At 62.1% G+C, this 22,806-nt stretch carries 21 protein-coding genes and 1 pseudogene; 7 read left to right on the top strand and 15 right to left on the bottom strand.

Annotated features, from left to right (window positions below; genetic code table 11):
* Position 1: 1 nt before the first annotated feature.
* From ACQG3P_RS10550 to ACQG3P_RS10575, 6 genes and pseudogenes are all read right to left on the bottom strand, one after another.
* On the bottom strand, positions 2-4,741 hold the full coding sequence (locus ACQG3P_RS10550; protein WP_426805005.1) for an RHS repeat-associated core domain-containing protein: 4,740 nt from the start codon (positions 4,739-4,741) through the stop codon (positions 2-4).
* Positions 4,742-4,968: 227 nt separating this feature from the next.
* Positions 4,969-5,205 (bottom strand): RHS repeat domain-containing protein, encoded by a 237-nt coding sequence (locus ACQG3P_RS10555; protein ID WP_426805006.1) that lies wholly within the window; start codon positions 5,203-5,205, stop codon positions 4,969-4,971.
* 331 nt (positions 5,206-5,536) lie between these two features.
* Entirely contained in the window at positions 5,537-7,270 is a 1,734-nt protein-coding gene (gene pilB / locus ACQG3P_RS10560; RefSeq protein ID WP_426805007.1) for a type IV-A pilus assembly ATPase PilB, read from the bottom strand.
* Positions 7,271-7,326: 56 nt separating this feature from the next.
* Positions 7,327-7,737: a pilin gene (locus ACQG3P_RS10565; protein ID WP_426805008.1), complete on the bottom strand. Its 411-nt coding sequence runs from the start codon at positions 7,735-7,737 to the stop codon at positions 7,327-7,329.
* Positions 7,738-7,810: 73 nt separating this feature from the next.
* Positions 7,811-8,884, bottom strand: a pseudogene (locus ACQG3P_RS10570) (ISL3 family transposase).
* A gap of 139 nt (positions 8,885-9,023) precedes the next feature.
* Positions 9,024-9,431, bottom strand: a complete 408-nt coding sequence (locus ACQG3P_RS10575; RefSeq protein ID WP_426805009.1) for a pilin — start codon at positions 9,429-9,431, stop codon at positions 9,024-9,026.
* A gap of 356 nt (positions 9,432-9,787) precedes the next feature.
* Between ACQG3P_RS10575 and ACQG3P_RS10580 the strand changes: the two genes are divergently transcribed.
* Genes ACQG3P_RS10580 through coaE form a run of 3 tightly spaced genes read left to right on the top strand, consistent with a single transcriptional unit; the run spans position 9,788 to position 12,539 of the window.
* Entirely contained in the window at positions 9,788-11,044 is a 1,257-nt protein-coding gene (locus ACQG3P_RS10580) for a type II secretion system F family protein (RefSeq protein ID WP_426805010.1), read from the top strand.
* Positions 11,045-11,050: 6 nt separating this feature from the next.
* Positions 11,051-11,914: a prepilin peptidase gene (locus ACQG3P_RS10585; RefSeq protein ID WP_068853817.1), complete on the top strand. Its 864-nt coding sequence runs from the start codon at positions 11,051-11,053 to the stop codon at positions 11,912-11,914.
* 7 nt (positions 11,915-11,921) lie between these two features.
* Positions 11,922-12,539 (top strand): dephospho-CoA kinase, encoded by a 618-nt coding sequence (gene coaE / locus ACQG3P_RS10590; RefSeq protein WP_426805011.1) that lies wholly within the window; start codon positions 11,922-11,924, stop codon positions 12,537-12,539.
* Here the strand turns inward: coaE and ACQG3P_RS10595 are convergent.
* From ACQG3P_RS10595 to rimK, 6 genes are all read right to left on the bottom strand, one after another.
* On the bottom strand, positions 12,536-12,946 hold the full coding sequence (locus ACQG3P_RS10595; RefSeq protein WP_426805012.1) for a hypothetical protein: 411 nt from the start codon (positions 12,944-12,946) through the stop codon (positions 12,536-12,538). The two genes, coaE and ACQG3P_RS10595, sit on opposite strands and share 4 nt — an antisense overlap.
* On the bottom strand, positions 12,943-13,323 hold the full coding sequence (locus ACQG3P_RS10600; RefSeq protein ID WP_426805013.1) for a hypothetical protein: 381 nt from the start codon (positions 13,321-13,323) through the stop codon (positions 12,943-12,945). The genes ACQG3P_RS10595 and ACQG3P_RS10600 overlap by 4 nt, the downstream gene beginning before the upstream one ends.
* A 197-nt stretch (positions 13,324-13,520) precedes the next feature.
* Positions 13,521-14,888: a sensor histidine kinase gene (locus tag ACQG3P_RS10605; RefSeq protein ID WP_068853821.1), complete on the bottom strand. Its 1,368-nt coding sequence runs from the start codon at positions 14,886-14,888 to the stop codon at positions 13,521-13,523.
* Positions 14,851-15,528 (bottom strand): response regulator transcription factor, encoded by a 678-nt coding sequence (locus ACQG3P_RS10610; RefSeq protein ID WP_017356179.1) that lies wholly within the window; start codon positions 15,526-15,528, stop codon positions 14,851-14,853. Before ACQG3P_RS10610 ends, ACQG3P_RS10605 begins: the two co-directional genes overlap by 38 nt.
* Before the next feature lie 7 nt (positions 15,529-15,535).
* Positions 15,536-16,006 carry a hypothetical protein gene (locus ACQG3P_RS10615; RefSeq protein WP_095363630.1) on the bottom strand — a complete coding sequence of 157 codons (471 nt, stop codon included), beginning with the start codon at positions 16,004-16,006 and terminating at the stop codon, positions 15,536-15,538.
* A gap of 232 nt (positions 16,007-16,238) precedes the next feature.
* Entirely contained in the window at positions 16,239-17,144 is a 906-nt protein-coding gene (gene rimK, locus ACQG3P_RS10620; protein ID WP_217538986.1) for a 30S ribosomal protein S6--L-glutamate ligase, read from the bottom strand.
* A 219-nt stretch (positions 17,145-17,363) separates the two neighbouring features.
* Here rimK and ACQG3P_RS10625 point away from each other — a divergent pair, with 219 nt between their 5' ends.
* Positions 17,364-18,143, top strand: coding sequence for a histidine phosphatase family protein (locus tag ACQG3P_RS10625; RefSeq protein ID WP_426805014.1), 780 nt, complete (start codon positions 17,364-17,366; stop codon positions 18,141-18,143).
* A gap of 1 nt (position 18,144) precedes the next feature.
* On the top strand, positions 18,145-19,017 hold the full coding sequence (locus ACQG3P_RS10630; RefSeq protein ID WP_426805015.1) for an NAD(P)H-hydrate dehydratase: 873 nt from the start codon (positions 18,145-18,147) through the stop codon (positions 19,015-19,017).
* A gap of 2 nt (positions 19,018-19,019) precedes the next feature.
* On the opposite strand, the gene ACQG3P_RS10635 is transcribed toward ACQG3P_RS10630, so the two are convergent.
* From ACQG3P_RS10635 to ACQG3P_RS10645, 3 genes are all read right to left on the bottom strand, one after another.
* On the bottom strand, positions 19,020-19,379 hold the full coding sequence (locus ACQG3P_RS10635) for a nuclear transport factor 2 family protein (protein WP_426805016.1): 360 nt from the start codon (positions 19,377-19,379) through the stop codon (positions 19,020-19,022).
* A 226-nt stretch (positions 19,380-19,605) separates the two neighbouring features.
* Complete coding sequence (locus ACQG3P_RS10640; RefSeq protein ID WP_426805017.1) at positions 19,606-19,836, bottom strand: hypothetical protein; 231 nt, start codon at positions 19,834-19,836, stop codon at positions 19,606-19,608.
* A gap of 753 nt (positions 19,837-20,589) precedes the next feature.
* Entirely contained in the window at positions 20,590-21,306 is a 717-nt protein-coding gene (locus tag ACQG3P_RS10645; RefSeq protein WP_217539408.1) for a DUF4760 domain-containing protein, read from the bottom strand.
* 284 nt (positions 21,307-21,590) lie between these two features.
* Between ACQG3P_RS10645 and ACQG3P_RS10650 the strand changes: the two genes are divergently transcribed.
* Both ACQG3P_RS10650 and ACQG3P_RS10655 read left to right on the top strand, forming a co-directional pair.
* Positions 21,591-21,791 carry a hypothetical protein gene (locus ACQG3P_RS10650; RefSeq protein ID WP_426805018.1) on the top strand — a complete coding sequence of 67 codons (201 nt, stop codon included), beginning with the start codon at positions 21,591-21,593 and terminating at the stop codon, positions 21,789-21,791.
* 6 nt (positions 21,792-21,797) lie between these two features.
* Positions 21,798-22,190, top strand: a complete 393-nt coding sequence (locus ACQG3P_RS10655; RefSeq protein WP_426805019.1) for a hypothetical protein — start codon at positions 21,798-21,800, stop codon at positions 22,188-22,190.
* Positions 22,191-22,806 lie beyond the last annotated feature (616 nt).

Below are 22,806 nucleotides of genomic sequence, written 5' to 3' on the forward strand. Positions count from 1 at the left end.
CTTAGTATCCTCTCGGCATGCTGGGTAGACCACCATACGCCGCATCAAAGACCCCCGAAGGCAGGTAGCAACCATTCGCAAGAGCTTTTTCAATCAGCTTCCTGAGCCTGTTCTGCCAGTTTCTAATCTGTTGCCCGTGTCCATCCCATGAGCCAGGGCAGCTGGGGCCGAGCGCTGGATTTGGCGCAATACGGGCCAGATTGTACATATTGCACTTATCAATGCGCATTTCCTCCCTACGCCTGTTCACCTCATGCATCGCCGCTCGCATGTCTGCCACGATCTGTCGGCAACGGTCATCCGTATTGCACTGACCATCAGACATCGAATCTGATTTCGGGAGTGCGGCTGCACCTGCCAAGGCACCAGTCGCCCCCATGACACAGTGCCCGGGATTTTGCCGACAGAAGGCCGAGACGGTCGTCTCGTACAGCCCTTGCGGATCTATGAGCGTAAGGGGGGATGACGAAACATACGAGTAGGTACTTACGCCGCCCGCCAGTCCGATCGGATCGCTTTTGGAATATCGTCCTGTTTGTGGCTCGTAATCCCGGTAGTAGTTGTAGTTCAGGCCAATGCCCGGATCCACCCGTTGACCAGGGAAACGAAGCGAAAACTCCTGAGAAACACCGTCATGATCAGGATCCTCTTCCGGTGGGCCGCTCCCGAAAGCCTCGCCCATCAGGCTCCAGCGCCACACTATTGAATCGAGCTGGGGATCGAGCAGGGCTCTCGGCGAGCCCAGATGGTCGGACTCAATGTACAGCAACCGTCCTGCTTGGATCAGACCCACGGGCCGGGAACCCAGCCAGATCACTTGCTGACTCGGAGTACCGTTGGCGCCATAGGCGCCTAGCCACTCGCCGTTCTCGCCATGCAAGTGCAGCTTGCTTTCAGCGCCGGACACCTGAAGGACTCGCTGCCCAGCGGCGTTGTGAACATTGCTCACCTGGGAAGACCCCGTACGGCTGGCGAGGCTAAGCCGGCCAGCGACGTCATAGGTGTACTGCCATTCACCACCGATCGTCAGCGTGTTACCCATTGCGTCGTACGTACGGACCGCGCCATCCACTGATGCCAATCGATGGCTATCCGCCGGGTATGCGTATGTCTGCGTTCCTGCTGAGTTTCCGAACGACAGGCGATTGCCGGTGGCATCATAGGTGTATTGCTCGATGGCAACGCCCGACTGCGCGTCCTTGAATGCCGTCAGGCGCCCCATTGCGTCGTAGTCCAGAGTCGCGCCCTGCCCCTGCGGTCCGCCGTCGGTCAGCGACGCGATGTTGCCGGCGCCATCGAATCCAAAGGCCACGTTCAACCCGTCGCGGTCGTCGCTGATGGTCAGCGGACGGTAGTCCTGGTCATAGCTGCGATCCAGGCGGCGGCCGTTGCCGAATGTCCAGGATTGCTCCGGCCCGAAGGGCAGCGTCTGCACGCCCTGCAGCAGCACCTCACGGGTGCCGCCTGCCGGGGTGACCCCCACGCTGCTGACTTGGCCGAGGGTGTCGTAGCCGTAGTCCACCAGACTGCCGTCTGGATACGTCATCGACTGAAGACGCCCTGACGGCGCATACGCATAGCGCAGCACCAGCGCGTGCCCTTCAACCACCTGTATGCGTCGTACCAGATCCCCAACCGGGCTGTAGCAGTAGTCGGTACGGCCGCTGGGATCGATCATGCTGGAAAGGCGGCCTATGCCCGCACGCTCACCGGCCGGGCATTGGCTTGATGGCTGGTCGTAGACATACTGGATATCGGCGGCGGGGTCGGCGAAGCGCACGGCCGTAGCGCGGCCTATGGCGTCATACTCGTATTGCGCTGTGACGCCACGGGCATCCGTACGAGTCCGCGTATTGCCGAGGCGGTCGTAGGTGAACTGGGTGATGCCGGTATCGGGGCTGGTCTGGGTGACAAGTTGGCCGAAGCCATCGTAGGCGTAGGTGGTCGCCAGGCCCTTGGGATCGACCACCCGTTCAACCTGGCCGTTCGCCGCGTACTCGTAACGCATCTCGGCGTTGATGCCGCCGAGGTCATCGATCTGCCTGGTCGGCCGCCCCACGCCGTCGTACGTGCTCTTGGATATCGTACCGACTGGATTTTCTGTCTCCAGCAGATTGCCCACGGCGTCGTAACGCAGCTGGGTAGCCTGGCCGTATGCCCCGGTTACCCGGGTCATACGGCTGGCGGTGTCGAACAGGCGGTCCAGCCCACGCCGAAGCACGCCACTGCTGTCGCGTACTTCCTCGCGCACCCGGTTGCCCGCTCCATCCAGCACGTAGTTGATGCGGTTGCCTGCCGCGTCTTCCACGCTGGTGAGGCGGTCGGCGGTGTCGTAATGCATCCGGGTCCAGACCCCGTCGGGCTGGGTGACGCGGGTCAGCTTGCCGGTGGAGTTGTACTCGTAGAGCCGGATTCGATCATTGGCCGGTACGTCGCCCTTGATGGTTTCGGCAAGGACTCGGCCGTTGTGGTCGAACAGCTGCTCCACCACCACACCGTCAATGCCACGGACCTGCACAGCGCGACCGAAGGCGTCGTACTCCAGGTACTCGGTGCGGCGGCCGAGCGGGTCGATCTCCGCACGCAGGTCGCCCTTGCGGAAGCGGCACTCACCGTTGGCATCACAGCCGGAGTCATTGGCGGCATGGTACTCGAAGCGGGTGATGGCGCCGGCTGGGTTGACAGCGGTGAGCTGCAAGCCGGGCAATGGGCAGAGTACGGGGTTGGCAGCTGCGTCTGCTTCGGTGCAATAGGTGTTCTGCGACTGACGCACGTTGATGGGCGCCGTGACCAAGGAGCCGCAGACATAGTCGGTGGGTAGGTTGGCGTCGTATTGGCAAGAAAACAGTACGTGGCCCTGGGTGTCGTATGCCTGGCGATGCAGGGAGATGAGCTGTTCGCCGCCGGTGATCTTCTGGCTGACACGCTCCTCTACGACGCGGTTGTTCGAATCGCGCGTTGTGCGGCCTATGCGGCCGATGGACTCCACGGTGCGGGTGACGATCTGCGATACTGCGCCACTGTTGGGCTCCAAGTAGGACAAGGTCGTCCGACTACCGACAGCGTCGACCTTCAACGTGAGGCGGCCGTTGGTGTCGAAGATCTGGGAGCGTGTCCCCTGGGCGTCCACTGTCTTGGTGATGGCTCGGAACTGCGCGCCACCGATCTCAAGCTGCTTCACATCCCCCAGTTCATTTACTGTGGTTGCGGACCCGTCCGCGTTGTAGGTAATGGACCCGGCGTCGACCGGCTGACCGCCAGCAAGCAGATAGCTTCCAACCGCCTTGCCGCTTGCGTTATAGGAGAAAGTGGCATACCGGACTCTGCCCTCAACGATGCCCGTAAGAAGGTTGCGGACGTCCGACGGGGCGTGGCCGGCTTCTCCGTAGACGTACGTCCGAGACGAACCGTCCGGACGAATGACGCCGGTCTGGTTGCCGTACTCGTCATAGGTATATCGCGCCTGCGATCCGTCAGGCAAGGTGATCGAGGAAAGTCGGTCATGCACGTACCCGAACAGCAACGACCGTCCCGTATCATCTGTAATGCGATCGATTCGGGACTTGGGGTCGTAGGTTATGGTCACGCTGGTGGGCGCTTTGCCGGTATCAACCCGGATCAGCCGCCCATCTCCCCGATACAGGCGGACCGTCCCGTCGGGTTCGATGAGCTCTGCGGTATTGTTTGCGCCGGCGCGGAGCAGCTCGGCAGACGCCTGACTCCCTCTTCCGCTAGTTCCGTACGTCTGGAGATAACCTCGATCGTCCGCACGTATCTTTCGATTCGTGGAAAGCAGGAAATCGGAGTAGCTATGCGACCAACCTGTACCAAGCTCAGCCGCCCCCTGCAGTTGGTTAACAGAGTGATAGTGACGAATGAAGGGCCTGCCTGCGAAGGTGAAATCCACTTCGGCGCGTGCCTTATCCCCCGTCGCTGGGAAGCAAGGATTATTTGTGCTTGCTGCAGAGCAGGTTTGATTCACATTCCATGCGTAGATGTACTGTGCCGCCATGGTCGCGCGGCAAACACGCGGCCATTCCAAGGCAGTACCATTGGACGTGTAGGCAGGATTATCTGCATAGATCGGCGTGAAGCCGACTGCACATTCGAAATGTTGAATCTTGGTCAGCTGTAGCTCACGTGGGCTAGGAGTGGGCGACCCCCAACCAGGACACCAAATTGAGTACCTATAAAATCGCTGCTCGGGCCTTGAGGGCTTGCTGTAATAGACCGAGCCATATCCACCACCGTCGCGCACGGATACATAGGGTGTTCCGTAGCTGCCTTCGTAGCGCTCATCCGAGTAGGTGCAGTCAAGGGATGAAGCTCGATATTTCGCCATCATTCCTTCAACGGCCTCACTTTCGTCCGCACAGAGAAATGGATCGCGAGGGTCAACTTGGGCAGTGCAGATGCCTTCCTTTGCACCATTACCACCCACCCGGTAGCCGGCCTTGTACGCCGCTAGCGCCTCTTGATCTCTGACCACGTATCTGTGACTTAGCACCGCTCCACCGGGCACTGCGTCCCTGTAGTGGGAGACCTTTTCGTGGGTCCACAACGAGCCATATGGACCAGATGTGGCACGAAGCTCGGCCTCAGCCTGGCTTAGGGTCGGGAAGCACTTATTGCCGAAGCAGAATTTCGGCTCGATCGGTGGCTGTTGTGCCGCAGTCGCGATGGCAGAGGGCAACGAAAGCGCCAACAACAAGACCAATGCCTTCACAATTCGAACATGCACGACCACCTCCTTGTGGATTGGCAATTGGAGGCACGCGCACAGGCGGCCTTATGAATTTACAAACCGCAGTCTGACTGAAGAGGGCGGTCTGGAATGGGAGCTACGTCCCGGAAACAAGAGTGCCCTAATGAGATGCAAAGGGAGATTTCAACGCCACTCGTAACAGTGAGCCCCGTGAAAGTACACGCCTCGGCGAGCTAGGCCGCCTGTAATAGAAAGACCCTGCATTACGGGGCCCTCCTTCGGCATATTAATAACCGGAACCCCTGCCCGCGCGGGCGGCCAGTGTGGTCGAACAGCTGCTCCACCACGACCCCGTCAATGCCTCGGGCCTGCACGACGCGGCCGAAGGCGTCGTACTTCAGGTACTCGGTGCGTCGGCCGAGCGGGTCAATCTCAGCGCGCAGGTCGCCCTTGCGGAAGCGGCACTCGCCATTGGCATGGTAACCGGAGTCGTAATGCACTCAGTCCGCGCTCTAGGGCCTTACAACTGCGAGTTTGGGGGGAACTGCGTCCCATCGCCAATCTCTGTCATCGGCTTGGGCCGCGTCGAGCGTGCAACGCAACCATCAGCGGTGCGAAGACCATCGAAAATCGTGGAATCACATCGACGTCCTTGTCAATTGCGAATGAAGCTTCCTGCGCGGACGTGCTCGTCCGTACCCCTCAGGTCCCTGCCGAAGTATTGCTGAAAACCACCTTTAGAACCGAGAGCAAGCTCCCGATTTCACACCCCGCCCGTTGACCACTGAATACTCAAGCACCCGTGCGAGCTGATCTGCGCCCTGCAGGGGGTCAATCCTTCGTAACGCGATTGATCTCAGCCAGGCTGGTGGTGCCGGCGGCGGCCTTAACCAACGCGGATTGGCGTAGGTCGTTCACGCCTGCACGCTGAGCTGCTTCGGCGATCTGGATGGCGTTACCACCTTCAAGCACGATCACCGCGATTTCTTCGCTCATCGGCATGACTTGGTAGATGCCGGTACGACCTTTGTAGCCTTCGGTGCACTCTTCACAGCCAACCGGCTCGTACAGTGTGACACCCGCGTCCAGCTGAGCCTGAGTGAAGCCCTCGGCTAGCAAGGCGTTCGGCGGCAGATCCACCGGCCGCTTGCAGTTGTTGCACAGTCGGCGCGCAAGTCGCTGAGCAATCACAAGCGTGACCGAACTGGTGATGTTGAACGGTGCAATACCCATGTTCATCAGGCGCGCGATGGTCTGCGGACCGTCGTTGGTATGCAGGGTGGAGAGCACCATGTGGCCGGTCTGCGCTGCCTTGACGGCGATCTCGGCCGTTTCCAGATCGCGGATTTCGCCGACCATGATGATATCTGGATCCTGTCGCAGGAAGGATCGCAGCGCGGCTGCGAAGGTCATGCCGCGCTTGACGTTCTGCTGGACCTGGTTCACGCCAGGCAGTCGGATTTCAACTGGATCCTCCGCCGTGGAGATGTTGCGGGTTTCGTCGTTGAGGATACCCAGCGCGGTGTAAAGCGATACCGTCTTACCCGAGCCTGTGGGACCAGTGACCAGCACCATGCCGTACGGCTTATGAATCGCTTCCAGGAAGAGCTTCTGCTGCTCGGGCTCGTAACCCAGCTTGTCGATGCCCAGCTTGGCAGCACTGCCGTCCAGGATACGAAGCACCACCTTTTCGCCGAACAGGGTCGGCAGGGTGCTGACGCGGAAGTCAATCTGCTTGGACTTGGAGAGGTTGAGCTTTATGCGCCCATCTTGCGGCACGCGCTTTTCGGCAATATCCAGCTGCGACATCACCTTCAGGCGTGCAGCAATGCGTTGGTTGAGCTTCACCGGCGCCTTGGCCACGTTCTTGAGCAGCCCGTCGATGCGGAACCGCACGCGGTAGTCGTCTTCATACGGCTCGAAGTGGATGTCCGATGCGCCCTTGCGGATGGCATCCACCAGCACCTTGTTGACGAACTTCACGACCGGGGTGTCGTCCCCCTTGGCGTCGTGACCGGAATCTGCCCCAGCTCCACCCTCATCATCTCCGCCCGACACGTCCAGGTCGGCCATGCCGTCGTCGTCGCCGCCGCCAAGTGAACCGCCCAGGGCGTCATGCTTGGACTGCCACTGTTCCAGCGTACGACGGATCTGCTCCTCGTCGACGAGAATCGGTTCCACCACCAGATTGGTGTGGAACTTGATCTCGTCAAGCGAGTGAGTCGGGTCACTGGTACCCACGAACAGCTTGCCGCCGCGCTTGAACAGCGGCAGAACATGATGCTTGCGCAGCAGCTCTTCGCTGACCACGCTGATGGCGCTCTGGGCACTGTCGAATACCGACACGTCCAGCAGCGGCATGCCAAATTCGAGCGCATTGGCTGCGGCCAGCTGCGCCGGGGTTACCAGCTTCTTTTCAGCAAAGTACTGCGGCAAAGGCTGCTTCGCTGCAGCCGCCTTGGCCATCGCATCGCGCGCTGCAGCCTCATCCAGCGCACCGTCCTGCACGAGACGACGGGCGATACCGGTGATGCCGACGAGATTGGCGGTCACTACTGCATTCATAGGGGCGTCACGGCTGATTGCTCCGGGGGCTACAGCTTAACCCAGACAATGGGAAATCAATTGCAGTTGCGGGGGCGGATACGCTCGGCGAGGCTGGGCGCTTCGCAGCTCCACTGGCCGCCCGCATCCCGATTCAAGCTCAGGCTGGCACCCACCACTTGCGGGTTTCCAACCACGACGCAGCTGATCTGCGCCGAACCGTCGGCAGCCAGGGACGCGACCACGGTCGAGCAATGACTGGTAGGGGTGGCGAGGCCGACGTAGGCGGCGTCGACCAGGGACGCATTGCCCGTCGCCAGCGCCGACTCAACCCCGTTCTTGCCGGGCGCGATCTCGGCCAGCGCTGCCGTGACCTGGGTCTTGGCGACATAGCCCTGGTAGGCGGGAATGGCGATCGCGGCGAGCACCGCGATGATCGCCACCACGATCATCAGCTCGATCAGCGTGAAGCCTTTGGACCTCTGCATTGGAACGCTCCCCTATCGTTAATCAGCAAGGAAAGCAGAATTCGTGCCAAGTTCATTGGGGCAAAAAGGTTCTTCACCCAAGTACGGGGAAGGCCGCCCGGATCTTCAGGAAGAAATACGCGTCGTCTCGGCATCCGTAGGCGACGCGCTTGATGACCTTGATCTTGTTGTTGACGCCTTCCACCAGGTTCGTCCCGAGAGGCCACCGGCAGTGGGCCAAGGTGCCCGGGAGATAAGGCTGCAGACGGCGGATAAAGATGCGCAGCGGCTCCAGCCCGCCTCGCAGGACGCGATGCCTCCATGACCGCCAGGCCTTTTCCGCCCGGCCCTGGCTTCGGTAGCCCCACAGTTGCTTCAGGTCGTCTTTGAGCAGATAGGTGGTCAGCAAGGCTTTGTTGGCGGCCAGCAACTCCTTGAGTTAGACGCGCCGCTCAGCAGGGAGGTTGTGCCGATTGCGCAGCAGGAGCGAGCGCAAGGTCTTCACTACACGTCGCGCAGGGTTGTCGGTGCGCAGATGGTTGGCATCGTCCACCCGCAGCCGATCAATGACTTCGCGCCCGTACTTGGCCACCACGTGGATGAGGTCGTAGACCACTTCAGCGTTGGGGCACTGGGCTTTGACGTCGACATCAAAGGCCGAATTCATGTCCGTCGCCACGGCTTGGATGCGTACACAACCGACCCTGCCGAGTAGCTCGAAGAAGGGGCGTTTGTCAGCGCGGCTGGGTACTCGGCCGACCCAGACACGCGCTTGCGCGATGGCTCGACGACCACGGTGGCGTAGCGATGCCCCTTCTGGATCGCAAACTCATCCATCGCGATCACCCGTACGTCCGATAGGTCCACCGGGCCAGCGTCTGCATCAGATGCCTGAAATCAAGCGCCTTGACTGTTTTCCGGTGGCGCTGGACTTCCAACTCCAACGGCTCGTCGAACACAGGCAAGTCACGTATGCGCCGGAGCGCATGGTCGTGGATGGCCACTACCTACTTGCCGCAGCACTGCAGCGGCGTCGGCGTCGGCGTCGCGGATCAGGCAGCAGCGAAAGCACCAGCCACGTGGCTCCGCCACGTGCCTCGCGGCGCCATCCATCCAGGCGACACCCCGCCCAGCCTCCCGGCAACGGCATACAATCCAGCCTGGCCACGGCCGGCCTCGGTTTGCTTTCTCGACAACTACAAATCCAGCTGGTCGGCCGTGCGCCTTCTCCCCTCAGATGGGAGAAGAACCAAAAAAAAAGCCCCCGCTCTTGGCGGGGGCTTCCTGATCAAGTAATCAGCAGCTGATTACTCGCACTTGCCCGGCTTGTACTTGTCGGCCAGGCTCGAGGTGCAAGCCCAGGTGCCGGCATCAGCGTCACGAGTCCATGCCACGGTCTGGCCGTTGAACTTGGTTGCGTTGCCACCCTTGGTGGTGCAGGTGATGGCGTCGTCGGTCACGACGACTTCGCAGTACGAGGTTTCCGGAGCAACACCAATGAAGCCGGCGGCGTCCGCGTCAGTCGAAGGGGTCTTGCCTTCGTTGATAGCCTGCTCGAAGCCAACCTTGCCCGGGGTGATTTCAGCCAGAGCCGACGCGCCCTGCGAGCGGACCACGTAGTCCTGGTAGGCCGGAATGGCGATGGCGGCCAGGATGGCGATGATCGCGACAACGATCATCAGTTCGATAAGGGTAAAGCCCTGCTGCTTCTTCATGAGTACATCCCCTAGAGGTGGTTTGAAAAATGAACACTGGGTCGCGCCTGGCCGGTAGACCGGCTGAGCATGGCAATCGCCCGTGCGGGTGGTTGAAAGCAGGTTGCGTGCCAACTTCTCAGCAATGCTCCCCAGCATTCCCCGGCGCAATGATGGCAGCAATCTTCAGGATTGGAACCCCCCTCACGGTAATTTGCGACACAACCGGCATTGTGACGCGGTGCGTCACCTTCTGACGGCCCCGGTCCTCGACGAAGGTCACGGATTGTCGCCCGGAAGGGATGCCACGATGCCCCGGAACCGGCTACCATTCGGTCCAGAAGCCCGCCTGGGGATGGCGCGGCTGGGGAGCCTGTATGTCTGTGAGCCGTAGTGCTGTCAAGAAAGAGCCCGTGGCGCGTAGCACCACGGAGATGCAGCCGTTTGTCTGGGAGGGGACCGACAAGCGGGGCGTGAAGATGAAGGGCGAGCAGCCCGCCAAGAACGCCAACTTGCTGCGCGCTGAATTACGCCGGCAGGGCATCATGCCAAGTGTTGTGAAACCGAAACCCAAACCGCTGTTCGGGGCTGCGGGCAAAGCGATCAGCGCGAAGGACATCGCGTTCTTCAGCCGTCAGATGGCTACCATGATGAAATCCGGTGTGCCGATCGTATCGGCACTGGAGATCATCGGTAGCGGGCACAAAAACCCGCGTATGAAGAAGATGGTGGACAGTGTCCGCACCGACATTGAGGGCGGCTCTTCCCTGTACGAGGCAGTGAGCAAGCACCCTGTCCAGTTCGACGAGCTGTATCGCAACTTGGTCAAAGCAGGTGAAGGCGCCGGCGTGCTGGAGACGGTGCTGGACACGGTGGCCACCTATAAGGAAAACATCGAGGCACTGAAGGGCAAAATCAAGAAGGCCTTGTTCTATCCGGCCATGGTGATGGCCGTGGCGGTTCTGGTCAGCGGCATCCTGCTGGTCTGGGTGGTGCCGCAGTTCGAAGACGTCTTCAAGAGCTTCGGCGCTGAACTGCCGGCATTCACGCAGATGATCGTGAACCTTTCGAGGTTCATGGTGTCGTGGTGGTGGCTGCTTGTCCTGATTGCCGGCGGCGCCATCGGCGGCTTCATTTTTGCCTACAAGCGTTCGCCGTCCATGCAGCACGCCATGGACCGAACCATTCTGAAGGTGCCGGTGATCGGACAGATCATGCACAACAGCGCGATCGCGCGCTTTGCGCGCACCACAGCCGTGACCTTCCGGGCCGGCGTTCCGCTGGTTGAGGCACTTGGCATCGTTGCCGGTGCTACGGGTAACAAGGTGTACGAAGAAGGCGTTCTCCGTATGCGCGACGATGTCTCGGTCGGCTATCCCGTCAACATGGCGATGAAACAGATCAACCTGTTCCCGCACATGGTCATCCAGATGACCGCCATCGGCGAAGAGGCCGGCGCGCTGGATGCCATGCTGTTCAAGGTGGCCGAGTACTACGAGCAGGAAGTGAACAATGCCGTCGACGCCCTGAGCAGCCTGCTGGAGCCGATGATCATGGTATTCATTGGTACCATTGTCGGCGGCATGGTCATCGGCATGTACCTGCCCATCTTCAAACTGGCTTCGGTGGTCTAACGGCACATGGCATTTCTCGACCAGCATCCCGGCCTCGGCTATCCGGCCGCGGCCGCACTGGGGTTGCTGATTGGCAGCTTCCTCAATGTGGTGATCCTGCGCCTGCCCAAGCGGCTGGAGTGGCAGTGGAAGCGCGACGCCCGCGAGGTGCTCGAGCTTCCGGACATCTACGAACCACCCCCGCCCGGGATCGTGGTCGAGCCGTCGCACTGCCCGCACTGCAAGCACAAGCTGTCCTGGTACGAGAACATCCCGCTGTTCAGCTGGCTGGTCCTGGGCGGCAAGTGCCGCCACTGCCACGCGCCGATCTCCATCCAGTACCCGCTGGTCGAGCTGTTGACCGGCCTGCTGGTGGTGGCCAGCGTCTGGCAGTTCGGCTTCGGCTGGCAGGGCTTCGGTGCCATCGTGCTGAGCTGCTTCCTGGTGGCCTTGTCCGGTATCGACCTGCGCACCCAGTTGTTGCCCGACCAGCTCACCCTGCCGCTGATGTGGCTGGGGCTGATAGGCAGCATCGACAACCTGTACATGCCGGCCAAGCCTGCCCTGCTGGGCGCCATTGCCGGCTACCTGCTGCTGTGGTCGGTGTGGTGGCTGTTTAAACAGATCACCGGCAAGGAAGGCATTGGCCACGGCGATTTCAAGCTGCTGGCCGCGCTGGGCGCCTGGTGTGGGTTGAAGGGCATCCTGCCGATCATCCTGCTCTCGTCGGTGCTTGGGGCGATCATCGGTTCGATCTGGCTGTACTCGCGCGGCCGCGACCGGGCCACGCCGATTCCGTTCGGGCCCTACCTGGCCCTGGCGGGCTGGATCGTGTTCATGTGGGGCGAGCCGTTGATCAACGCGTATCTGCGGGTGTCCGGCCTGCGCTGAGGCAGCGATGAGCCAGTTCGTGATTGGATTGACCGGCGGCGTGGCCGCCGGCAAGACCGAGGTAACCCGGCGCTTCGAGGCGCTGGGCATCACCATCGCCGATGCCGACGTGGCCGCCCGCGCTGTGGTGGCTCCTTGCAGCGATGGCCTGGCCCGGATCGTGGCGCACTTTGGTTCCGGAATCCTGCTGGCCGATGGCCAGCTAGACCGCGCTGCGCTGCGCGAGCGCATCTTCAGCTCCGCACAGGAACGGCAAGCGCTGGAAGCCATTACCCACCCTGCCATCCGCGAGCTGCTGCGGCAGACCTGTGAGCAGGCCGGGAGCCCCTATGCGATTGCGGCCATCCCGCTGCTGGCCGAAGCGGGCGGCCGCCAGCAGTACCCCTGGCTGGACCGGATTCTGGTGGTGGATGCGCCGGTGGCGGTACAGCATGCGCGGCTGATGCAGCGCGATGGCACCACGGCCGATCTGGCCGACCGGATGATTGCGGCGCAGGCCAGTCGCGAGGAGCGCCTGGCGCTGGCGGATGACGTGGTAGTCAATGATGGGCACCCGGATCATCTGCAGGCCGAAGTGGAGCGGCTGGATGCGGCCTACCGGAGCATGGCAAGCAGCAGACCTTAGGGCTGGCCAGCGTGGTCTTGCGGCCGCACTTCCTGATTGCCGATTACGGCATCCCAACCGAATTCCTTTTCCATTGCCTGCCTGACCAACCCCGGTACCGCGTACCAGGATGTGTTCGAGTGAAGGTCCACCCCCGCCGGGTTGTACTCACTTGCCAGATAAAGCGCTTCCGCGCGAGGCATCTTTACCCTTTCATCGATAAGTATCTGCTTCCTGTGCTTCTTCATGAGAAGACGGAGAGGCTTGACCGTGGTGATACCAAACTCCGCCAGCTCCGTGACGAGATCAGCGAGATCAAAGTCACCGTAGTCATGCCTGCGTGGAAAGACGGACAGCACCACCCTTCGGATGCCCGCCGGTGTGAGTGGTGAGGCATCAACGATGGCACGGGCCCTTTGTCGCTTCATGGAACGCCCCCGAACTCACTTCCCTCCCCCACCTGAGGCCGCTCAGCTTCGGCGGCAGCCAGAAACCGGGTCGCCGCATCCCTGACTTGCACCCAGGCAGGATGAAACAGCTCATTGGCGTCATACCCGGCAAACGCCTCCTTCGGAAGGTCCGTGGCGACTGAAACCAGATGTTCAATGCTCTCGCGAAGCGTCACGGACACCCTGTCCCAAGCGAGTAGCGACGATCCAACCATAATCTCCTGCCTGAGCTCCCAAGCCGCGGCATAAAAAGCTTCGAATTGCTGGGCCGCGTGCTCAGGCCCACCTGAAATGGTTTTCGCTGCCTGTTCAAAGTAGAAAAGGCAGTTGTTCATCGAATCGTCAAAGCTGATCATCCACGTCCTTGTAAGGTGAGCCTGTCGCACTTTAAGACGGCACACACGGTAGAGCGACGCCCTGCGTGGCTGGCGCGGTGTCCGGCGAAGAGCAGCCACGCAGGGCGTGGCTCTACGGCGGAGCGGCCCCGGGCGGTGACAACTGGCGGAGCGGTCCCAGTTGGCGGTCCCGTGCCAGTTGGCAGCACGGGTGTCGGTCAGCCCGCCGGGGCGAACGTCAGCGTGGCCACCACGCCCCGGGTTTCGCCTGGCCGCACATTGACCTGCCAACCATACAGATCGCACAGGCGGCTCACGATCGACAAGCCGATACCGCCGCCCTGCGAGTGGCCGGCGTGGGTGCCTCTATAGCCGCGCTGGAACAGCTTGGCCGCATCTTCGGCGCTGAGGCCCGGGCCGCTGTCGATCACTTCAACCCGGTTGCCGGTGACCAGCACCCGCACCGAGCCTTCCTGCGAGTACTTCACGGCGTTGCCGATCAGGTTGCCCAGTGCCACCGACAGCGCCGATTCCGGGGCATCGATGACCAGTTCGCGGTCGCCCTCCAGTACCAGCTCCAGCGGCTTGCCGCCCAGCTGGGCGCGGTGCGAATCGAGCAGCTGCTCGGCCACCCGCGCCACGTTGCTGCTGCCCTGCCCGCGCTCGTTGCGCGAGAGCAGCAGCAGCGCGCCGATCAGGTCGGTGCACTGCTGTTCGGCACGCTGGATGCGCTGCAGGCGCTGCAGCACCTTGGGGTCCAAGTCCGGCCGGGTCAGCAGCAGCTCGGTGGCACCGCGGATCACGGCCAGCGGGGTGCGCAGCTCGTGGCTGACGTCGGCGTTGAATTCGCGGTCGCGCTGTACCACTTCGGTGAGCCGGGCCGAATAGTCATCCAGCGCCTGCGCCAGCTGCCCCACTTCGTCGTCGGGGAAACGTGGCGCCAAAGGCGTGGGGTCACTTGTACCGCCCCGATAAGCGCGCAGGCGCGCGGCCAGGTCGGATACCGGCTTCATCACCTTCGAGGCGGACCACCAGCCCAGCACCAGCGACAACGCACTGAACACCAGCACCGAGAAGAACAGCGCGCGGTTCAACTGCTCTGCGCCGCGCAGGCTTTCGGTCATGTCGTAGGCAAGGAAGAACCAGGCGTCGGGGGTCTTGCGTACCGCCAGCTTGTAGGAGAAGGGGTTGCCCCGCTCGTCCACGCCGCTCAGGCCGTGGATGCCATCGCGGAATTCGTACCAGTCCGGCTCTTCCTGGCGCAGCGCTTCGAACTTGTCCGGCCCCACGATGCGCGCGCGCATCTGCTGCACGGGAAGGTCGGGGTTGCGCGAGGGATCAGCGAAGTAGCGGCGCGCGTACTCGTTGATGTTGCGGTTCATCACATCTTCGACCAGCTGGTTCTCCACGCGCGCGCGGGCCAGGTTGGTGGCGAAGGCAAACAATGCTGTCAGGCAGAAGCCCAACAGCACGAATGAGACGATGATGCGGCTGCGCAGCCGGCGCCGGTACGGGCCCCGGCGGCGCTCCCCCCTGCCCGTCACCGGATCAGGCTTCCGGGGCGGCGATGCGGTATCCGATGCCATGGCGGGTCTGGATCAACGGCACCTCGAACGGCTTGTCCACCACGGCGCGCAGGCCGTGGATGTGCACGCGCAGCGAATCCGAATCGGGCAGCTCTTCGCCCCACACGCGGGTTTCCAGCTCCTGGCGGGTCACCACGGCCGGGGCCGCCTCCATGAGCGCCTGCAGGATCTTCAGCGCGGTAGGGTTGAGCTGCAGCAGCTTGCCCTGGCGGCGAACCTCGAGGGTATCGAGGTTGTATTCCAGGTCGCCGGTTTCCAGTACCCGGGTCTGCACGCCCTTGCCGCGGCGCGACAGGGCGTTCAGACGTACTTCCACTTCCTGCAGCGCGAACGGCTTGATCAGGTAGTCGTCGGCACCGGAGTCGAACCCGGCCAGCTTGTTGTCCAGCGAATCCCGTGCGGTCAGCATGAGCACCGGGGTCTGCTTGCGTGCTTCATTGCGAAGCTTGCGGCAGACCTCGATCCCATCCATGCCCGGCAGATTGAGATCCAGCACGATCGCGTCGAACTCGTGCACGACCGCCAGGTGCAGGCCGGTCACGCCGTCGGCGGCGAAGTCCACGGTGTGGCCGCGGTCTTCGAGGTAGTCGCCCAGGTTGGCGGCGATGTCGCTGTTGTCTTCAATTACAAGAATTCGCATGTGACCTCTAGAAAATGGATTGACCCGTGCGCTGAGCGTTGGTCAGGTTCTTCTGCGCGTCGTCCTTGGCGCGCTGACGCTGGGCAACCGTCATGCACTGGGTAGTGGCGCGGTGGGACCCGGTGGTCTTTTCGCGCACGCAGACCTGGCGGCTATCTTCGCGCGCCTTCGTCAAAATCGTGTTCACAATTTGTTGGTCGTTGAACAGGGCGATCTTGGAGGGTTCGGGAAGGGTGGCCTGATCCGGGTACTGATCGAGCACGCCATGCATACGGCTCAAGGCTTCGCGGACACGGCTGCGGTCTTCCAGGCGCAGTTCGGAATAGGTTTTGCCATCTCCCATTTCTACTTCGATCCGCTGGATCTGCTCGGCCAGCGGCTTGTTCCGCGCAAAAACCTCTTCGTTGGGGGCTGCCTGCGCGGTACCCAGCGCCAGCAGGAGGGCCGCGGTCCCGGCGGCCAGAATCACTCGCTTCATTTCAACCAATCCTTAGTCAACTGAACGGAACGCCGAATGTAGCCCCCACGCCTTCACCTCAGCAAGTGAGCTACGGCACGGGTAGAAAAAGGCCCAGACGGATCCCGCCTGGGCCTGAAGTCATTCCCGATTACCGTTATCTGCTGAGGAGGGCAGAGCTGCGGTTCTTTGAAGCCTACGCGGGGGGCGATTAAACCGGTGTTAAAACCGGCCCACTGATCCGAACTAAAATTCAAGACTTTGATTTTGCGGGCTTTTTCGCAGCAACCACTTGCCCAGCCACGTGTTCGATGATGCGTCCGGCCAGGTCGTCCTGGCTGATCCCCTCGATCCCTTCCAGGCCGGGGGTGGAGTTGACCTCCAGCACCAGCGGGCCCCGGCTGGAGCGGATCAGGTCCACCCCGGCCACCCCCAGCCCCAGCGCCCGGGCCGAGCGCACCGCCACCTGCTGCTCGGCCCGGGTGGCCTTGGCCACGCGGGCGCTGCCGCCGGCATGCAGGTTGGAGCGGAAGTCGCCGTCCGGGGCTTGGCGTTGCATGGCGGCCACCACGTGGTCGCCCACCACCAGGCAGCGCAGGTCGGCGCCCTGGGCCTCGCCGATGAACTCCTGCATCAGGAAATTGGCGTACAGCCCGCGCAGGGCCTCGACGATGCCGCGCGAGGCGCTGGCCTTTTCGGTCAGGATCACCCCGCGGCCCTGGGTGCCTTCATTGAGCTTCACCACGTGCGGCGGCGGGCCCAGCATGGAGAGCAGGTCCACGGTGTCATCGGGGTTGTCGCCAAACACCGTGACCGGCATGTCGATGCCCTTGGAGGCCAGGATCTGGTGCGCGCGCAGCTTGTCGCGTGCTCGCAGGATGGCATCGGACGGGTTGGGGGTAACCGCCCCCATCATTTCGAACTGGCGCAGCACGGCGGTGCCGTAGCGGGTCACCGAGGCGCCGATGCGCGGAATCACCGCATCCACCCCGGTGATGGGCCGGCCCTTGTAATGCATGGTGAAGCCGTCGGCGGCAATGCGCATGTAACAGCGCAACGGGTCGAGCACCCGCACGGTATGCCCGCGCGAACGCGCCGCGTCCACCAGCCGCCGCGTCGAGTAGAGCTTGCTGTTGCGGGAAAGGATGGCCAGTTTCATGGCGGCATGTGCAGGGTGGGGGAAAGCGCGAAGCATAGCGTGCAGTGAGCGCGTGCAGATGACGGCATCGCGACGCCGCGGCACTGCCGCAGAGGCGGCAGGCCGGGAGCACGTGTCCGGCACGTGTAGCCGGTCTTCACGATGCTACGCGCATGGCTAACAAGTGCCCCTCTAGCGTGTGTTGGAACGACGCGACGCGATCGCGCAGGCAGCCGGGAGATGCAGGTGGACCAGAAAAGCGCGATGGAAGGCGTCACGGCTCGATGGCCGGACCGGATCTGGGTGGTTCGCCACGGGCAGAGTGCAGGCAACGTGGCGCGTGACCACGCCGAAGCCGAAGGCATCACGCTGATCGAACTGGAGCACCGCGATGCCGATGTGCCCCTCTCTGCGCTGGGGGAACGCCAGTCGGCCGCGTTGGCGGACTGGGTCGCGAAGATGCCCGAAGCAGATCGCCCGAACGTGGTGCTGGTGTCTCCCTATGTGCGGGCACGCCAGACCGCCGAGGCCGTTGCGGCGGTACTTGGGCATCCCAGCAGCGCCTTGATCGTGGATGAGCGCCTGCGCGAAAAAGAATTCGGGGTGCTGGACCGATACACCTCCAGCGGCATCCGCGCGACGTTCCCCGAATTGGCCGAGCAGCGCAAACTGGTCGGAAAGTTCTATTTCCGGCCGCCCGGTGGCGAGAGCTGGTGCGACGTCATCCTGCGCCTGCGTGGCGTGATTGGCGACCTGCAGCGCAGCCATGTGGGTGCCAACGTCATGGTCGTGGGCCATCAGGTGATCGTGAACTGCATGCGGTATCTGCTGGAAGGACTGGATGAGCGCGCGATTCTCGATATCGACCGCGAGGGCGATGTGCCCAACTGCGGGGTCACCGAATACCGGGCATCTGATGCCGGTGATGCGCTGGAACTGGTGACCACCAACTTCGTTCCTGCCGAGCTGGAACAGCAGGGCCGCACGGGCGCGCCGGATACGCCGGCCGGAGCGCGCTGAAATGGACCGGCCTGTGGTTCGTGACCTGACGCCGGCCGCGCTGCAAGCGATGCCCCTGCCGGCGCCGGGCACCAGCAAAGAGGACCGCGGGCGGCTGTGCGTCGTGGGCGGTTCCGTGCAGGTTCCAGGTGCGGCACTGCTGGCTGCGGAGGCGGCGCTGCGCGCCGGGGCGGGCAAGCTGCAGATCGCGACGGTGCGTTCCTGTGCCACGGCCCTGGGGGTGGCCGTTCCCGAAGCGCTGGTAATCGGCCTGCCGGAGGACGCCACCGGCGAGATAGCGCCCGGCAGCCCTGCCCTGCAGGCCGCCCTGGAGCAGTGCGACGCCGTCCTCGTCGGGCCGGGCATGCGCGCCACGCCGTTCCTGACCCGGTTTACGGGACGGCTGCATCAGATGAAGGCGACCGTGGTGCTCGACGCGGGCGCGCTCAACGGCGGCGTGTGCGCAGCCGTGGGGGCGCCGTTCATCCTCACCCCGCATGCGGGCGAGATGGCGTTCATGTGCGGCGGGCGCAAAGAAGACGTGGAGCGCAGCCCGCTGGAGCATGCCGTCAAGATGGCGAGTGACACCTCCAGCGTGGTGGTGCTCAAGGGACCGCGCACGTTGATCGTCGGGCCTGATGGAGAGGCGTGGATTCACGAGGGCGGAGGTCCCGGCCTCGGCACCTCCGGTTCGGGTGATGCACTCGCCGGGCTCATCACCGGCTTCGCCGCCCGTGGTGCAACGCCGATGGAGGCTGCGTTGTGGGGCGTGTGGACGCATGGCGAGGCCGGTCGCCTGCTTGCCGGGTCGGTCGGCCCATTGGGCTTCCTCGCCCGGGAGATTTCCCTGCAGGTTCCGGGAATCCTGCAACGCTTCAACTGCGCAGACAGTTAGGGCTACCGCGACTTCCCTGTTGGAACAACAAACGCGCGCAGTTCGGCCATCTTCCGGTCCCGGAAGCGCCACACGTCGCTGTAGGTGAACTCCGTTGGCTGGCCATCATCGCCGTTGGCCACGATGGTGCCGAGTGCTACCACCGTGTGGTCCTCGGCAATGAGGTGATCAACCTTGAACTGCGGTGGAGTGGCGTAGGCGCCCTTCATCCATTGCCGAACCGCCTCCTTCCCTTCCAGCGTACCCTCGCCCACCGTCGTCCAGCGGATGTCGTCCGTGCAATGGGAAAGGAATCCTTCATGGTCGCCCCCAACGATGGCCTCGTTGGCCTGCAGCAGGATGGACTTGTTGGTACCAGGCATGGGAATGCTCCACCGATGGCGCAGGACGCCGACGGGTGGATGGTCACCGCAACCGGGTTAATGCAGTGCAAGAAGATTGATATCGCAGTGTCAGGGCCAAAGCGGGAGCTCCTGGCGGCTCAATTGGCTCCGCAAAGGAATGGCACCACCAGCAACCCGAGTGTTGCAGCGCCGAAGAGATTGTGCTGGCTGCACGCGGAATCAGGTTCGCCCGCGTCCGGCGCCGTTAGAGTGATCGAGTCGAGCCCTCATCACTCGATTGCACCGTCTTCTTCCGTGAGAACTCACACTGCGCCTCCCTGAGCAGGTCGCCTGGCTGCGACCAGACGTCATAAAGATTTCCGGCCTGCGCATCGATGATCGCGTCTCTTGCCGCTTTGCACGACATCGTCGGCTGCAGCTCGATCACAGAGCAATAGCCCCGGATGAAGACGCCAAAAACGTCTTTTGCAGTCATCACGCCGCTCCAGACCATAGCCCACATGGTGGCCGACGGCTCCCAGGGGATCGAAGGGTAAATCCGACAAAAGATGCCGCCGACCGACCGACATGACAAGACAGCCCCTCAGATCGGTTTGGCATTTGCGACGCTATTCGCCCAAGGCCGTGATCTCTATCTGAGCTTCTCCCGGCCCGGCGATCACGCTCGCCTCGCTAAGTTGGCGGAGCATGAAGGCACCATGGATGCTTGCTTACGATGGCGCTCCGGAAATTGAATCGCTCAATTTTGGAGTGCCGACCTATTGCGAGGGACTGGTCTATTACGAACAAGTGAAACGCCGTGCCTCGGAGCTACACATGATAGCCCCAAGCTTAATTTGCCCGGCTGACCTAACGGGAAAAATCGCCGCATAAAGTAGGTCTCGCCCTCACGCCCCACTCGGTCATCCTGCACAGCCCCTCGCTGGATCTTTCCGTCTCGGGCAGAACCTCCACCTGGCACCGCCATGGCAACGTTAAGGGCGCGCGAAAGCTTCCGCCCCGCTTACTTGAGTCTCGAGGTAGACGACCACAACAGGCCAGTCCGCAGCGCTTGGCAGGGCGGCACGCCATTTTTTTGGGACATCAGAATGCCGAAGCCCCGCAAGATGCGGGGCTTCGGGGATGCATCGAGGGTGATGAAGGACAGCGGCTTACCAGCCGTTCTTGTCGTTCATGGCGCTCTCCGGTTGGCGGTCTGTGGGTTGGAGCGGTTTCACTTTAGCACGTTTTACACCTGTGAGCCGATGGCACCCTTCCTCTCCTTCCTACGCTGCGCCCTTTCTCTGGCCTTCTGTTCATGTTCCTTTCGGTCTTTCCAGCGATGCGCCAGCGCCTGAAGCTGCTTGTATACAGTAGGAGAGCTTGCTGGGGCGGATCGACAATGCTGAACATAGTTGCGGAAGACAGTCCACACTCGCGCGACACGCGTACCCTCCAGCTGATAGGCATACTCGTCATCAACAACACCTGCATTAACTGCACAGGCAAACTCCTCAAACTCGTCGAGGTAGCAACTTACCACTCGATCTGAATGCCCATGCTCGAAAATCGCTTTCGCAGTGTTCTCACAAATAGCTGTTCCCGCCTTCAGATTTGCCTCAAATTCCTTAGCGCGCGCTACTTCTTCAAGCTTTTGTAGGACGTCAGGAGTGATTAGCTCACCGAAGTGATTATGGTAGGAAAGTACCTTGTTCCAACTGGCGTTCACCCGAACTTGGAGGGCCGCGAGAACAATAGAAAAGAGGCCAATGACGACAGCTCCAGTCTGAACCACGGAAGCCTTAGTGGACACCTCATTGACACCTGTGGGCACCTGTTGGAAAACACCGTAGGTAAAATACGCGACCAGGCCTACCACCCCCAAAAAGAACAGATGGGAGCCAATGATCCTCCAACTGTATTTCACGCACGCGTTGTACCAGCCAATCCAAGTGTATTTACTCATCGCGCCGCCCTGCAATCCGTGGTAGGGAAAGGATGTGAACTATATGTGAATAACCTTCAGTTTGGTAGTGCTAAACGAATGCGATTAACGCCAGCGCCTTTGCCCTCTTGCATCTGGAGCAGAGGACTTGCTGGTGTTTCGTTTTTCAGTGGACCGTGTCGAAATCAACGACGACGGTAGCAAGACACTGCACTTGAAGGACGCGCACGCTGCGCAACAACTTGGCCGGCGCCAAATCGCAGGACCGCTTGCCACCATCGCGGCGCAGGGGGGAGCACCACGCGTTGGCAACCGCGCTCCTTGAGCAAGCCAATGGGGCCTTCTACGAAGGCGGCGGGCGCGACGCTCGCCATCCCGTCAGCACGATTACGGCCAGCGGCAGCCAGCAGCTGCTGGTCATCGCGCACCTGATGACTAACGCCAGCGCGCACCCGGGTGCGGCCGCCGACCAGCCTGTACCGACCATCAACAGCGCGGGCAATTAGGCCGTGGTGGAGTGCAAGCTCAGTCCTGAGCAAGAGACGGGCGCGCTGCGTGTCGCCGCCTTACTGGTGAAGTACTACGGGACCGGCGCGAATGTGCCCAGCTTGGCCGACCCGGTCGACACCGTCACCACGAAGGACCGGCGTGCGCTGGTCACGGTGGTGATCAGGGGAACGCCCTATGTCGTCGATATTGGACTGCACATGCTCAAGCCGCATGAGCTGTACCAGGCTCAGGGCCTCCCTGCGGGTTACATCATCAACCGCACCGCTAACAGCACACCGCTCACCCCGAGCGCCGCAGTGCGCATGGTCGGCAACAGCGTCAGCCCACCACCGCTGCGCGCATTGGCCGAGGCCAATCTCGATATGGCAACGTTTGAATTGGCGTCGGCCGCATGAAACTGGAAACGCTCGCTCTGCAAACGAGTCTAGGCCCGCGCATCCACTGCCCATCCGTCGCGGATAGACCAAAGCCCACAATCCCTGAACAGTACAGTCCAAGCAGCCGCCGCTCCCTTCAAGACATCGGCCACGTCGAGAACTTGGCCATCGGAGAAGACTCTCAAATCGTGCCAGGACTCGCCACTAGCTCGGTTGGTGCCCGGGACAAGCTGAAGCACGTGAACGGGATGCGTCGTGAGGACATCGGGAAAGCGAGTGCTTCTCACGTGTTTGTACGCGTTGGTGATTGTTCGACAAATGGCCAAATCTCGATGTTTCGCCGCCATCCCGGAGGACAACAAGGCGGCGATCCTCTTGGTGTCGCGTTCGGCACTAACCGACCTTCCGACATGTTCGGCTGCGGGCCCGAAGTATTGCGGCGCACGCCTGGCCATCCAGTCCCAAAGCCAGTCTCCGATGTGCCAAGCAGTAACAGCCCCGTTAACGGCGCGAAAGGTCCTGAACTCCGCCTCACGATCAATCAAACGGGTCCGCTCAAATTCCTCCGTCTCAAATGTAAGTTTGGCGACCAAGTCCTGCCAAGAGCGAAGGTGAAAAGACTGACGTCCGTGCG

Origin of the sequence: Stenotrophomonas sp. SrG (assembly GCF_050031795.1) — a bacterium.
Taxonomy (GTDB): domain Bacteria; phylum Pseudomonadota; class Gammaproteobacteria; order Xanthomonadales; family Xanthomonadaceae; genus Stenotrophomonas; species Stenotrophomonas rhizophila_A.